The organism is Rathayibacter sp. VKM Ac-2760, from assembly GCF_009834185.1.
Taxonomy (GTDB): domain Bacteria; phylum Actinomycetota; class Actinomycetes; order Actinomycetales; family Microbacteriaceae; genus Rathayibacter.
Genome location: NZ_CP047173.1, coordinates 2,240,237 through 2,253,746 on the forward strand (window position 1 = coordinate 2,240,237; position 13,510 = coordinate 2,253,746).

Here is a 13,510-nt window from a genome sequence, read left to right on the forward strand (position 1 = left end):
TCCACCTGCACCGGGACGCCTCGACCGTTCGAGGACGCCTCGGCGCCGCCGCGGGGCATAGTGGAGGTGTGAGTGCTGCAGCCGACGTCCTTCTCAGTGGGCCGCGGGGCCGCCGGCTCTGCTGGGAGTGCGCGACGGAGGCGGAGGGCGAGCTGAGGTCGGCCGCGTTCCTGCTCGCGCACGCCTGGGAGGGCCGTGGGGAGTCGGTCCTGCTGTACGCCTCCGCGGACGGCGCGGACCCTCGGGATCGGCCGGATCCGACGCCCGAGAGCGTCGCCGCGCTGATCACGGCACTCCCGCCGACGCCCGCGGAGGACGACGCCGTCCGCGCCGCGCTCCGCAGGAGCGTCGACACCGCCTACTCCTGGCAGGAGCCCGACGCCGCCGACGTCCTCGCGGCGCTGCCGGAGCTGCGGGAGGCACTGCTCCCGGTCGCCGAGCGCGTGTTCGCCTCCCCGGCCGCGGCGACGTGGTCGAGACCCGCCACCCCGACGCAGTGGGCCGTCGACTGGCGCCCGGACACCGCCCGACCGCTCCCGACCGGCACCGCCGCGCTCCTCGCCGAGTGGTCCACCGCCCGCCGCGCCGACGAGGAGCAGTCCGCCCGCGAGCGACCGAGCGACCCGCGCGCGAGCTACTCGGGCTCGTGGTGGTCGCTCCCCCTCCGCCTGCCGCGCACGCAGTCCCGGATCGAGGACCTGCTCGAGCTGGTCGAGGACTCCGCCGGGCTCGAGGCCGCGACCGTGATCCCGGTGACCTCCGCGGGCCGGACCCGCGAGATCGGCAGTGCCGACGACTGGGCGGACCTCTGCCGCGCGTACCCCGCGGAGGTCACCGCCTCCCGCCGGCACGACTGGTACCGGGTCACCGGCGGGGAGGGCCGCTGGCTGATCCCGGACTGGCAGCGCGTCGCCGCCGACTGGGACGCCGTGCACCTCACCACCCTCGGCTACCTCTCGAGCGCGACCCGGCTGATCCCGGTCGACGACGGGTACGACTCGGTCCTCGCCGGCTGGGCCCCCGACAGCACCCTGTGGCTGACCGACGCCGCGAAGGAGGCGGACGGCCCCCGGCAGCAGTGGCGCCGGACCGACCGGGACCGCTGGGAGCGGACCGGCTGAGGCCGCCCGCTACGGGGCGTCCGTCTGCACCGTCACGGTGTCGCCGTCGAGAGTGAAGCGGAGGCCGCGCCCCTCGCCGAAGCGGGCGACCAGGGCGTCCGGCATGCCGCTCGCGACCGTCAGCTGCGCGGTGGCGGGGAAGGAGCCGGCGCTGCAGCCGTCGACGAGGACGTTCCCGTCGCTCGGCGCGGTCGCGACGACCAGGAGGCAGAGGTCCGGGTCGTCCGCCGGCCCGCCGCCCTCGCTGCGGACGACGGTCAGGCCGGAGAAGTCGTCGGTCGCGACGGCCTCGGCGAAGCCGCTCCCCGCCCAGCGCTGCGTCGCGTTGAGCGGCAGCACCGCCACGTCCGCGTCGGCGGCGCTCGAGAACCAGGAGGCCGCGGCGAGCACGGCGGCGGCCGTCAGCACGAGGGACGCCGCCCAGAGGACGACCGCCCTCCGGCCGATCCGGGCGGCGGCGCGCCTCGGCACCGGATCGACGACGACCGGCCGCGCCTGCCCGCCCGTCGCCGCTCGCTCCTCCAGCAGCCGCAGGCGTGCCCGCGCGGGAGCATCGAGCCCGGCTTCGGCACCTCGCCCCTCTTCGCCTCCGCGCCCGTAGGCCCGCCGGCGCAGGTCCGCGAGCTCGCTCCGCTCCGACTCGTCCATCCGCTGCATCCTCGCAGTCCGGCGCCCGCCCGGGCGTCAGCCCGACGGGACCGCGCAGGTCTCCTCCGCGGCCGTCTGGCCGGGTGCGGCCAGCGCCTCCTCGACGGGGGCGGCCGGTGCCGGCGCCTCGGTCGCGGCCGGTGCCCCTGCGGCGGGCGTCTCGGCGGCGGGAGCCTCCTCCGACGGCACCTCCTCCTCGGCCGGAGTCCCCGCGAGCGTGACCGGCTGATCGCCGAGCACGCGCGTCATCAGCTCGGCGCCGAGCACGGTGTCCGGGACGACCTTGCCCGGGTAGTCCGGGTCGTCGAGCGCCGGGTACTGCACGAAGACCATCTGCGCGAGGTCGACGTCCTTCAGCGCGAGGGCGAGGGAGATCATCGTGGACGGGGCGGTCATCGTCGTGGAGAGGTGCACGTTCGAGGAGACGGCCTGCGCGAGCCCGTAGAGGGCGGGCAGGTCCGAGAGGGTGTCGTCGGAGCGGACGGTGCGCATCAGCGAGGCGAGGTACTGCTGCTGCGAGGAGATGCGGCTGAGGTCGCTCTCGTCGCCGACGCCGTGCCGGGTGCGCAGGAAGGCGAGCGCGGTGGCTCCGGAGACGGTGGTCGTGCCGGCGGGGAGGTCGAGTCCGGAGTCGGTGTCGAGGACGGGGCCGGTGAGGCAGATCGGCACGCCGCCCACCGCGTTGCTCATCTCGATGACGCCGTTGAAGGAGACCCAGCCGGCGTAGGGGACGGTGAGCCCCGTGAACTGCTGCAGCGTGTCGTTCACGCAGGCGAGCCCGCCGTACTGGAACGCGGAGTTGAGCGGCACACCGCTGACGGCCTCGGTGACGACGCCGGTGTCGGGGTCGGTGCACGCGGCGCGGTCGAGGATGAGGTCGCGCGGGAAGCTGATCACCGTCGCGCTGCGGTGGTCGGCCGAGACGTGCAGGAGGATGTTGACGTCATTGAGCGTCGCGTCGCGCACCCCGAACGCGTCGCCCTGCGCGGCGTCGTTGTCGGTGCCGACCACGAGCACGTTGAAGCCGCCCTCGATGGCGCCGAGCTGCACCTCCTGCGGCTGCTCGGACGGCGCGACACCCAGCTCGACGGCGTTGTCGGTGAGGTTCCGGCTGATGCTCGCCGTGGCGATGGCGACCAGCGACGTGCCGCTCACGGCGAGGACGCCCAGCGTCGCGGCGACCCCGAGAAGGAGGCTGCGGACGCCGGACCGCGGTCGGAGGCGCCCGTGCCGGACACCGCGCTCGAGCTGCACCATCGTCTCCGCCACCCCCGGGGCCGACTCCGGTCCGCCCGTGCGGCGGAGTCGCCGGAGTCGCCCGCCAGTGTACGGAACCCCCGGAGGCGGCGTCCGGCGCGGGGCCTCAGCAGGTCGCGAGGCGGGCGACCGCGTCCGACAGGGTGAGCGCGCTGCCCAGCAGGTACACGTCGGAGCGGTGCTGGACGGCCAGCGCGGTCGCGCTCGCCTGCGGGACGCACGAGGGACGGCTGAGGACGATCGGCGCGCCCATCGCCGCGGCCACGGTCCCCGCAGAGAGGGCGTCCGCGAAGCCCTCGCCCGACGCGAGGAAGGCGCTCGTCGCGAGTGCTCCCCCGTCGTAGAAGGCGTTGATCAGGCGGCTGGTGTCGTAGCGGTTCTCGCCGCCGAGCCGGGTCAGATCCCCGGCGAGACCGCGCGCCTCCAGGTCGACGCGGATCCCGTCGGAGATCGACGGCTCCAGCCCGAGGAGCACCGTGCGGTCCGCATCGAGGCGGGCGAGCGCGTCCGCCGTGCCCTGATCGACGGAGTCGCGCGAGCCGTCCACGAGCAGGACGGGCGCACCGCGGCGGCCGGCCGCAGGGCCGACCGAGAGCGCGTCCGGGAAGTCGTTGCCGGTCGCCAGGAACACCTCCGGGCGGTCCGTCCCGCGGAAGGCGTCCGCGACGACGAGCCGGGAGGTGTCGTAGCGGTCCGTCCCCCCGATCCGCGTGATCGACGGGACCAGCGCCGCGATCTCGGCGTAGACGCCCGCGCTCACGGTCGCGGAGCTGCCGACCACGACCACCCGCTCGGGCGCCAGGCGCAGGATCTCGTCGCGGACGACCGAGGGCAGTCCGTCGGGATCGGTGAGCAGGAGCGCTCCACCCTGCACCGAGGCGGCGGGGCCCGCGCTCAGCGCATCCGCCCACTTCGCGCCGCTCGCGACGTAGAGCACGGGGACCCCGGGGGTGAAGAGGCTCCGCGTCGCCGCGACGGAGGTCGCGTAGCGGTCGGTCCCCGCGATGCGGGCGGTGGTGGCGGCGTAGGGCGCCAGGGCGAGGTCGATGCCGGTCGTCGCTGCCGCCCCCACGGCCACCGGCACGGCCGTCGTGGCGGAGCCGGAGGAGCGCCAGAACACGTCGGCGCTCGCCGGCGCGGTGGTCGAGGAGGTGCTCTCCAGCGCGCGCAGCAGGTAGCGGCCGGCGGGGAGACCGGGGATCTCGAAGGTCGAGGTGCCGCCGCCGGAGACGTTCGCGTAGCCCGAGCCCATCGGCCACGCGGAGTCCGTGCCCTCCTCGAGCAGCCACGCCTCGGCGGAGTAGGGGCGCGAGCCGGTGGCGGCGGCGGGCGCGCTGATCGTCCCCGACACCGAGCCGGCGCGCAGCAGCATGACGTCGGCGTCGGAGGTGCTCGCGGTGAGGCCGGGCGAGCGGGCGGGGATCGGGGTCTGGCCGAGCCAGGTGGAGACGTAGCCCTGGCGGTAGGCGGCACCCGCGCGGAGGAAGTAGGTCGCCCCCGCGGGGACCGCGAAGGAGAAGTCGGCCGACGACGCGCTCCGGATCTGGAATCCCGCCCAGTTGTACAGCGAGACGAACGGCTGCACCGCGAACGGGAAGGGCCCGCCGGTGCCGGTCCCGTCGTCCACGGTGACCGTCCCCGCGATGGTGATCGTCCCCGTGGCGGTGCCCGTCGCGGGGTCGGCCCCGCGGGGAGCGAACGAGAAGTTGCCGTCCACGGCGCCGACGGTGTCGCCGAGCGGGACCGTCCGCCCGTCGACGGGGCTCGGCGGAGTCAGCGCGACGGTATCGGTGACGCTCGAACCGGGGGCGGCGGCGGCCGGCGCTGCAGAGGTGGACGGCGCTGCGGCGGCGGCCGGCGCGAGCGCTCCCGCGATCAGGCCGGTGGCGAGGGCGAGGGCGAGGAGGGGGATGCGGCGACGGCGAGGCACGGGTGCTCTTTCGACTCGGGCGCCGTATCTCGGCGGTCCCCGAATGCTAGTGACGAACGGGCCCGGCTGGGTATCCCGGGCTCGCCGACCGGTCCGCCGCACCGACTTCACAGTGAAGTCATATCGCCATGAAGCTAGCCTGAAGCGAGGAGGCGCCGCCGCCCTCCCCCGCCGACGGAAGGCTCCACCATGTCCTCAGCAGCACGCCGCCCACCCCGGGTCCTCATCACCGGCGCGAGCATCGCCGGACCGACGCTCGCGTGGGGCCTGGCGAAGGCCGGGTTCGAGGTCGTCCTCCTCGAGCGCTCCGCCGCGCTGCGGGAGACCGGGCAGAACATCGACGTGCGGGGCATCGGCCGCGACGTGCTGCGCCGGATGGGTGTGGAGGACGTCGTGCTCCGGAACACCACCGGCGAGGAGGGCACCCGGTTCGTCGACGAGGCCGGCCGCCCGTACGCGGTCTTCCCGAGGGAGGCGGGCCACGACGGGCCCACGGCGGAGGTGGAGATCCTGCGGGGCCGGCTCGCCGCGATCCTCACCGGCATCGTGCCGCCCACTGCAGAGCTGCGCTACGGCGACTTCGTCGCGGCCGCGGAGCAGGACGCGGAGGGCGTCGACGTCACCTTCGACAGCGGCGCGCGCGAGCGCTTCGATCTGCTCCTCGTCGCGGAGGGCCGCAGCTCGCGCACGCGGCGGCTGCTCTTCGCGGAGGAGACGGAGCTGCGCGACTTCGGCGTCAGCATCACCTACGGCACCCTTGACCGGCGGCCGGAGGACGTCGACACCTGGGACTGGTACACCGCCACCCGCGGGCGCGTCGCCTCCGTCCGCCCCGACAACGAGGGGACGATCCGCGCGAGCATGTCCTTCGAGTCGGAGCCGTTCGGGTTCGAGACCCTGCCCAGGGAGGTGCAGCTGGCGATCCTCCGGGAGCGGTTCCGCGGAGCGGGCTGGCAGTCGGAGCGCATCCTCGACGGCTTCGACGCCCGGCCCGACGAGTTCTACACGCAGAGGATGGAGCAGGTCGTGCTGTCGGCCTGGAGCCGGGGGCGCATCGCGCTGCTCGGCGACGCCGCGTGGGGATCGGGTCCGACCGGCATGGGCACGACCCTCTCGCTCGTCGGCGCGCACGTCCTCGCCGGCGAGCTGGCAGCCGACCCGCTGGGCCACGCGCGCGCGTTCGCCCGGTACGAGCGGCTCCTGCGCCGCTACGCCGACAGCGCGCAGGGGCTGCCCCGCGGAGGCGCCCGGCTGCTGCACCCGAGCTCGAGGGCCGGCGTCCGCGCGATGCGCGCCGGGCACCGCCTCGCGGCCGCCGCGCCGGTGCGGCGCTTCTTCTCCTCCACCCTGCTGACCAGCGAGAAGCACGTGCCGCGGCTGGCCGAGTACCCGGTGCTGCGGGGCTGAGGGCTGTGGGGCGGAGGGCTGTGGGGCCGAGGCCGCCGAGCGCCTGCGAGGATCGGCTCATGACATCGCCGCGGACCGAGGTGCTCGAAGCGCTCCGGCAGTACGCCGTCCGCTACCAGGAGTCGGCCCACGAGCTCGCCCGCTGGATGGGGCTGCCCACGGTCGACGGCACGGCCCTCGGCGAGATCGTCTGGGCCGAGCGGGAGCAGGCACCCCTCTCCCCCAGCCGCCTCGCGGCCCGCGTCGGCCTGACCACCGGAGCGACAAACGCCCTCCTCACCCGCCTCGAGAGCCGCGGCCTCGTGGAGCGCTCGCGGGAGAGCAGCGACCGGCGGCTCGTCACCGTCCGTTCCACCGACGCGGCTCAGGAGCGGCTCGAGCCGTTCCTCGCGCGGTCCGCGGCGGAGCTCGCCGGGGTCCTCGACGACTACGACGACGCCGCGCTCGAGCTGATCCGCGGGTTCCTCGGGCGGATGAGCAAGGTCCTGCCGTCGGGCTGACGGCTCAGAGCCCCTTCGGGAAGCCGAGCGGGCGCAGGCCGGGGTCGAGTGCGTCCCACTGGCGGCGGCGCTCGGAGTCGCGGTCGCTGTTACCTGCGCCGTGCCGCGTGAGCGCGGTGGCGGCGTAGGCCGCGGCGTGCGGAGCGTGGTCGGCCATGTGCGCGACGGCCGCCGCCTGCCCGGCCGCCCTCGCGGCGGCGGTCGCCGCGAGTGCCCTGGCCTCGATCGCCGCGCGGGCGGCGGCGGCGTGAGGCGAACGCCGCGGCACGGCAGTCCGTCATCGGGATCTCGCCCCGCTCCCACGACCGGAGCGCGTCGATCGCGCGCCGCGGGCGGGGGTCGGCCGGGTCCCAGCTCTCGAACGCCGGGAGCGCGCGCTCCGCGCAGTCCGCGGCCCAGCGCGCCAGCGCCCGGTGGATCCGCGGCTCGGGATTGCTCCAGGGCGGCTTCGGGGAGGCGGTCACGGAGTCATCGAAGCAGTGATCGGCGCGAGGCGCCTCCGCGCCTCGCCGCCCCCTCGCCGGTCCTGCACGACGTCAGCTGAGCGAGGGTCTCATCCACGAGGGGAGACGAGCGACCTTCTCGGCTGATGTTCTGTCGCCGGTGGGTCCGTGCTCGGCCTCACTCCGCAACGCCATATTCCCGCCGTTGCAGTATTGTTCCAGCATGCCTGCGGAGATGAGAGAGACGACGTTCTGGATCCTGACCGCGCTCGCCCTCGGGCGGCGACACGGGTACGCGCTCCTGCAGGAGATCGAGGAGCAGTCCGACGGCGGTGTCCGGCTGCGGGTGACCACGCTCTATGCGGCGCTCGAGCGGCTGGAGTCGGACGGGCTCATCACTCCCGACGGTGACGAGCGGGTCGGCGGGCGGGTGCGACGCTACTTCCTTCTCACCGAGGCGGGGCGGGCTGCGCTCGGCACCGAGGCCGCCCGCATGGAGGCGGGCGCGCACCGGGCGCGGCTCAATCTCGGCTCCACTCCGGCCACGGCGCACTGACCGACCGTTCGACGAAGGAGGACCGCATGACGACGAACGAGGACGAGCGGCGCGCCGACCGGTTCCGCCGGGCGCTGCGCTGGTATCCCGCCGCGTGGCGCAGCGAGCACGGCGAGGTGCTGCTGGGCATTCTGCTCGACGAGGCGGAGGAGCGGCGACGGCCCGGCCCCACCGCCGGGCAGCGGATCACCCTCGCCGTCGGCGGCCTGGGTCACCGGTTCCGGGCGGGACCGGGACGGTCACCGGCGACGATCGGGCTGCTGGCGCTCGTCACGGCGTTCTTCGCCTTCTACGTCGCGGTGAACTGGTCTCCCGGGGTCCGCTCTCCGGGGGCGATCGGGCCCTTCACCAATCCCTCCGTCCTCGCCGGGGCCGTCTTCGCGATCGCGCTCTGGCTCGCCGTCGCCGGCCGGACCGGTGCCGCGCGGATCGCCGCTCTGCTCGCCTCCGCGCTCGAGCTGGGCATCGCGCTGCTCGCCGCGGCGGCGGGGTGGCTCGGACCGGGCCTCGACACGGCCGGGCCGATCGCCGTTCTCGGACTGCTGGCCGTGCTTCCGCCTCGCGACCGGAGGACGGCCGCGGTCGCGCTCCTCGCTCCGATCGGTCTGCTCGCCCTCCTGCTCGGCGTCGACGCCCTCGGTGCGACCGTCTTCACGGACGTCCCCGCCGTCCGCGCCCTCGCGCCGCTGCCCGTCATCGCCGCCGTGCTCGTCGCCCTCGCGCTCACTGCTCGCCGCGCCGCCCGCCTCGAGCGGCGGCTGCTCGGCGGCCCGACCCCGGTGGACGGCTGACGACGCCGGCGCCGAGGCGTCCCGGCACGGTCGAGACGTCCTCGTGCTGCGGGACGCCTCGACGGTTCGGGGAAGCCTCGCTGATCCTGAGCGCTGCCGACTGCAGGCCTGCCGTTCAGGACGACAGCAGGACGATCCCCGCGACGACCACGAGCGACGCCGCGATCCGCCGCACCGCCGAGCCCTCCCGCAGCACCAGCGCGCCGAACACCGAGACGAGCACGACGCTCACCTCGCGCAGCGGCGCGACCAGGGCGACCGGGGCGAGCGTGATCGCCTGCAGCACGAGGATGTACGACAGCGGCGAGAGCGCCCCGAAGGCGAGGACGCGCGGCCAGTGCTGCACGAGGACGGCGCGCAGCTCCGCCCGCCGCCCGCGCAGCGGCACGAGGTAGAGCCCGATCTCGAGCAGTGTGCAGCCGACCATGAAGGCGACCGGTGAGAGCCCCCAGGTGCGCAGCGCGTGCGCGTCCCAGATCGTGTAGACCGCGATGGCGACGCCGGTGAGGACGCCGAAGAGGATGCTCGGATCGATTCCCCGCCGATGGGTCGGCTCACTGCCCGGCGGCCGGTCGAGCAGTCCGGTCGCGATCACCCCGGCCACGACGACGGCGACACCCAGTACCGCGAGCGGCGGGATCCGCTCGCCCAGCAGCAGCACGGCGAGCCCGGCGCTGAGGGCCGGCCCGGTCCCCCGCGCGGTGGCGTAGACGGTCGACAGCCGGCCGCGGGCGTAGCCGTGCTGCAGCACCACCATGTAGCCGACGTGCAGCACGCCGGAGACGCCCGCGCCGATCAGCAGGCCCCGGAGCGCATCGGGACCGGAGCCGATCCCGCCGGTGAAGGGGACGACCGGCGCCCAGAGCACCGTGCTGGCGACCGCTCCCCACCAGAGGAACGGCAGACCGAGTCCGCTGACCCGGTGCGCCACGATGTTCCAGGCCGCGTGCGCGACCGCGGCGGAGAGCACGAGGACGAGGACAAGGGTAGACATCTTGCGAACCGTAGCGCACGCCGGCGACCACCGCGCGCCGGCGCGCGATCGTTCATCCGCCCGGTCATCGGCATGGTGGCACGGCGCGCACCCGGGTGAACAGGACCTGAACGTGTCTTCCTGGGTCGGCCGACGTCTTCCGCATAGGTACAGACGTGGTGCGTCCCCGCCGACGCGAAGACCGCCCGGTTCCGCTTCCGCTGCACCGGCCAGAACAGCGCCTTCTGGACCCTCGACCAGGTGGCCCTGAAGCAGTAACGGGCTCGGCGACCCGGCGAGGCCGAGTCTGAAAGTTCACTCGGCTATACATCAGCGTTCACCACGACGGGGGCGGAAAGGGAGTCTGCTGTGAGTGCCCCCTTTCCAGGGGCCTCACCCCAAGGAGATCACGACGTGACACGACTGCTCCACTCCGCCCCCCGCGGACGCTCCGCCCTGGCTCTCACGGCCGCCGCCCTGGTCTGCGGTGCCGCCCTGGCCGCGCCGAGCATGGCCACCGCCGTCGGCGAGGCCGACCTCGGCGCCACCGGCGGCGCCGCCCGCATCTCCCCGGTCGACGCCGACCTCTCCGACTCGCTGCGCGCCGAGATCAAGGATCAGGACGCGAAGAACGTCATCCTCCTGATCGGCGACGGCATGGGCGACTCCGAGATCACCGTCGCCCGCAACTACGAATACGGCGCGGCCGGCCGCTTCCCGGGCATCGACGCCCTGCCGATCACCGGCCAGTACACGACGTACTCGCTCTACCGCGCCGACGACCCCGCCACCGGCGCGGTCAAGGGCGCCCCGGACTACGTCCCCGACTCCGCCGCCACCGGCAGCGCCTGGGCCACCGGCACCAAGACCTACGACAACGCCATCTCGGTCGACATCGACCAGGAGCGCAAGGACACCCTCCTCGAGATCGCGAAGGCCAACGGCCTGAAGACCGGCAACGTCACCACCGCCGAGATCCAGGACGCGACCCCCGCCGTGCAGGCCGCGCACGTCGACGCGCGCAGCTGCTACGGCCCCGACAGCGCCAGCTGCGGGAACGACGCGCTCGAGAACGGCGGACTCGGCTCGATCAGCGAGCAGATCCTCGGCACCCGCGCCGACCTCACCCTCGGCGGCGGTTCCGCGAGCTTCGCGCAGACCGCGAAGGCGGGCGACTGGGCCGGTCAGACCCTGTTCCAGCAGGCCGACGAGCGCGGCTACCAGGTGCTCGGCGACGCGACGACCCCCGCCACGGCCGACCAGCTCGACGCGCTGACCGTCGCCGACCAGGACGCGCCCGTGCTCGGCCTGTTCAACTCCGGCAACCTGCCCGTCCGCTACGCGCCGACCCCGGCGACCGTCGGCGGCGCCGACGCCGCCCCGCAGACCTGCGTCGCGAACCCCTCGCGTCCCGCCGAGCAGCCCACCCTGCGCGCGATGACCGAGAAGGCGATCGACCTGCTCGGCACCGGCGACAAGGGCTTCTTCCTCCAGGTCGAGGGCGCCAGCATCGACAAGCAGGACCACGCCGCGAACGCCTGCGGTCAGATCGGCGAGACCGTCGACCTCGACGAGGCCGTCCAGGCCGCGCTCGCCTTCGCCGAGAACGACGGGAACACCCTCGTCATCGTCACGGCCGACCACGCGCACTCCAGCCAGATCGTCGACTCCACCCCGCCGACCTCGCTCAGCACCGCGCTGAAGACCGTCGACGGCAGCACCATGAAGGTGTCCTACGGCACGGCCGCCGAGGGCGGCTCACAGCAGCACACCGGCTCGCAGCTGCGCATCGCGGCCTACGGACCCGGCGCGGCGAACGTCGCCGGCCTCACCGACCAGACCGACACGTTCTTCACCATCTCGAACGCGCTCGGCCTGGACCGCGACATCCGCAACCTGAGCTTCGGCGCCACCGCCGAGCTCTCCGGGAGCACCTTCGCCCCCGGTGCCCCGATCACGCTGACCGCCGAGGGCTTCGACGGCGACACGCAGCTGATCGGCTCCGCGCCGCTGTTCACCGAGCGCACCGCGACCCGCGACCTCGCCGACGGCGGTCTCACCGCCACGGCGAAGGCACCCTCGACTCCTGGCGACTACAGCGTCACGGTGACGGGCGCCCAGACCGGCAAGGCGATCACGCTCGGCTTCACCGTCACCGAGCGCTGACCCGCGGCGTGCCGGGCGGAGGTGACATCGCCCGGTACGCTCGACGGGATCCGAGAGGGAGGCGCCGAGTGCTGGAGACGATCCTCGAGGCGGTCTCGCTCATCACGCTCCCGCTGGGGCTGCTGTTCCTCTTCGGCGCGTTCGTCGGGCTGCTGATCGACGGGCGCTGGTCGACGACCACCGCTTACCTCGAGGAGGGGCCGCCCCGAGCGCTGCACTGGGTGACCCGCGCCGGCGAGGTGCGGTCGCGGCCGCTCGTCGACGACGGTCCGCTGACCCCGGATCCGCTGACTCCCGTGGGCTCGGACCAGCGCGAGGTCTACTACCGCGAGGAGGACCCGGAGCGGATCCGGCTGCACCGCCACTCGGACCCGGTGCGGGCACTGCGGCTGACCGGCCTCATCCTGCTCGGCACAGGCGTCGTCTTCGGCATCGCCTCGACGGCCCTGGCACTCCTCGCCCCCTGACGCGCCTCCCCCCCCTGGTCGAGCTCCGCCGAGGCGTCCCGCAACGGTCGAGGCGTCCACCAGCACCGGGACGCCTCGACCGTTCGAGGACGCCTCGCCCTCTTCCTGCTGGTCGAGGAGCCGGCAGGCTCAGCGCCAGTGGGCGAGCGTCGCCTCCATCAGCAGGCGGGCGCGGGAGAGCTGACCGCGCACCACGGTCGCGCTGACGCCGAGCTCGGCGCCGATCTCGTCGTAGCTGAGCTGCCGCAGCTGGCGCAGCTCCCAGCAACGGCGCTGGAGGACGGGCATCCGGTCGAGCACGGCGCGGGCCTCGGCGACGAGGGCCGCACGCTCCGAGACCGCGGTCGGGCTGTGATCGAGCGAGGCGGGCAGGTCCTCCTCGAGCTCCGCGCGGGACTGGTGGTCCGTGGAGCGGAGCCGGTCGTAGCAGCGGCGGCGCAGCGTGGTCAGCAGCCAGCCGACGATCGTCTCGCCGTCGATGACGCTGTCCATGTGCGTCCACGCGGCGAGGAAGGTCTCCTGCACCACGTCGTCCACCTCACTGCTGGCGCGGAGGAGGCGCAGCGCGCAGGCGCGCAGCAGCGGGCCGTGCCGGCGGACGATCTCGGCGAACGCGCGGTCGTCGCCGGACGCCGAGCGGATGACGAGCAGCCGGTCGGAGTCGGGCGCGAGCAGCGGCAGCGCGGGCGCGGTGGTGGACGGGACCGCCTGCGGCGCGCGGACGGCGCGGGACGGGCGGAGAGGGGCGGTGGTGATGAGCATGCGGGCTCCGGTCGACGAATCAATGTGTACGCATCATTCGGAACACTGCCCGGAACGGATGCCTCTCCGCTCGGGCTTGACGCGGGATGACGGACGGGGTGTCACGCAGCCGCGGAGCCGACGTGCCGCGCCCGCGCCCGCCCGAGTCCGCTCCCGGGTCCAGAATCGTGCGGGTCACCGGAGCGAGGTGGCGTGGGAGCGGAGGTCGGATCGTGAGGTGGCTGCCCGGCGTCGTGCTCCTGGTCCTGGGCACTGCTCTCGCCGTCGTCGCCGCGCGCCTCGTGCTCGCCGCGGGCGTGGTGGCGGATCGCGACCGGACCGGCGGCGGTGTCGACCCGGTGCTGATCGTCCTGATGCTCCTCGGAGTCGGCGCCGCGCTGGCCGGGCTGCACCGGCTCTTCCGGTGCTACGAGCGGTGGCGGGACTCCCGCTGACGGTTCGCTGGCAGAGGGCTCGGACCGGCGCGGGACGGCGGTCGTCGGCGCGAGA

Annotated in this window: 14 protein-coding genes; 8 read left to right on the forward strand and 6 right to left on the reverse strand. The window is 74.5% G+C overall.

All coding sequences use genetic code 11. From position 1 onward, the window contains the following. Positions 1 to 68: 68 nt before the first annotated feature. Positions 69 to 1,121: a hypothetical protein gene (locus GSU72_RS10135; RefSeq protein WP_159984898.1), complete on the forward strand. Its 1,053-nt coding sequence runs from the start codon at positions 69 to 71 to the stop codon at positions 1,119 to 1,121. A 9-nt stretch (positions 1,122 to 1,130) separates the two neighbouring features. Here the strand turns inward: GSU72_RS10135 and GSU72_RS10140 are convergent, their stop codons facing one another. The 3 genes from GSU72_RS10140 to GSU72_RS10150 form a co-directional block, all read right to left on the reverse strand. Then, positions 1,131 to 1,769 (reverse strand): hypothetical protein, encoded by a 639-nt coding sequence (locus GSU72_RS10140; RefSeq protein WP_159984899.1) that lies wholly within the window; start codon positions 1,767 to 1,769, stop codon positions 1,131 to 1,133. A gap of 36 nt (positions 1,770 to 1,805) precedes the next feature. Beyond that, positions 1,806 to 3,026 carry an LCP family protein gene (locus GSU72_RS10145; RefSeq protein WP_159984900.1) on the reverse strand — a complete coding sequence of 407 codons (1,221 nt, stop codon included), beginning with the start codon at positions 3,024 to 3,026 and terminating at the stop codon, positions 1,806 to 1,808. A gap of 106 nt (positions 3,027 to 3,132) precedes the next feature. Beyond that, entirely contained in the window at positions 3,133 to 4,956 is a 1,824-nt protein-coding gene (locus tag GSU72_RS10150; protein ID WP_159984901.1) for a cell wall-binding repeat-containing protein, read from the reverse strand. A gap of 189 nt (positions 4,957 to 5,145) precedes the next feature. Here GSU72_RS10150 and GSU72_RS10155 point away from each other — a divergent pair, with 189 nt between their 5' ends. Then, complete coding sequence (locus GSU72_RS10155) at positions 5,146 to 6,363, forward strand: FAD-dependent monooxygenase (RefSeq protein WP_159984902.1); 1,218 nt, start codon at positions 5,146 to 5,148, stop codon at positions 6,361 to 6,363. Between the two features lie 59 nt (positions 6,364 to 6,422). Next, a complete protein-coding gene (locus GSU72_RS10160; RefSeq protein WP_159984903.1) occupies positions 6,423 to 6,863 on the forward strand; it encodes a MarR family transcriptional regulator in 441 nt (146 codons plus the stop codon). A 4-nt stretch (positions 6,864 to 6,867) separates the two neighbouring features. Here the strand turns inward: GSU72_RS10160 and GSU72_RS10165 are convergent, their stop codons facing one another. Then, positions 6,868 to 7,131, reverse strand: coding sequence for a putative immunity protein (locus tag GSU72_RS10165; protein WP_159984904.1), 264 nt, complete (start codon positions 7,129 to 7,131; stop codon positions 6,868 to 6,870). A 410-nt stretch (positions 7,132 to 7,541) separates the two neighbouring features. Here GSU72_RS10165 and GSU72_RS10170 point away from each other — a divergent pair, with 410 nt between their 5' ends. Next, positions 7,542 to 7,862: a PadR family transcriptional regulator gene (locus GSU72_RS10170; RefSeq protein WP_244255753.1), complete on the forward strand. Its 321-nt coding sequence runs from the start codon at positions 7,542 to 7,544 to the stop codon at positions 7,860 to 7,862. Between the two features lie 26 nt (positions 7,863 to 7,888). Beyond that, positions 7,889 to 8,653 carry a hypothetical protein gene (locus GSU72_RS10175; RefSeq protein ID WP_159984906.1) on the forward strand — a complete coding sequence of 255 codons (765 nt, stop codon included), beginning with the start codon at positions 7,889 to 7,891 and terminating at the stop codon, positions 8,651 to 8,653. A gap of 115 nt (positions 8,654 to 8,768) precedes the next feature. Here the strand turns inward: GSU72_RS10175 and GSU72_RS10180 are convergent, their stop codons facing one another. Continuing rightward, positions 8,769 to 9,647, reverse strand: a complete 879-nt coding sequence (locus tag GSU72_RS10180) for an EamA family transporter (protein ID WP_159984907.1) — start codon at positions 9,645 to 9,647, stop codon at positions 8,769 to 8,771. A 393-nt stretch (positions 9,648 to 10,040) separates the two neighbouring features. Between GSU72_RS10180 and phoA the strand changes: the two genes are divergently transcribed. Together phoA and GSU72_RS10190 are read left to right on the forward strand one after the other, a co-directional pair. After that, positions 10,041 to 11,792: an alkaline phosphatase gene (gene phoA / locus GSU72_RS10185; RefSeq protein ID WP_244255754.1), complete on the forward strand. Its 1,752-nt coding sequence runs from the start codon at positions 10,041 to 10,043 to the stop codon at positions 11,790 to 11,792. A gap of 68 nt (positions 11,793 to 11,860) precedes the next feature. Further along, positions 11,861 to 12,259 (forward strand): hypothetical protein, encoded by a 399-nt coding sequence (locus tag GSU72_RS10190; protein ID WP_159984908.1) that lies wholly within the window; start codon positions 11,861 to 11,863, stop codon positions 12,257 to 12,259. Between the two features lie 129 nt (positions 12,260 to 12,388). Here the strand turns inward: GSU72_RS10190 and GSU72_RS10195 are convergent, their stop codons facing one another. After that, on the reverse strand, positions 12,389 to 13,021 hold the full coding sequence (locus GSU72_RS10195) for an RNA polymerase sigma factor (RefSeq protein WP_159984909.1): 633 nt from the start codon (positions 13,019 to 13,021) through the stop codon (positions 12,389 to 12,391). Between the two features lie 212 nt (positions 13,022 to 13,233). On the opposite strand from GSU72_RS10195, the gene GSU72_RS10200 reads away from it, so the two are divergent. Continuing rightward, positions 13,234 to 13,455, forward strand: coding sequence for a hypothetical protein (locus tag GSU72_RS10200; RefSeq protein ID WP_159984910.1), 222 nt, complete (start codon positions 13,234 to 13,236; stop codon positions 13,453 to 13,455). Positions 13,456 to 13,510 lie beyond the last annotated feature (55 nt).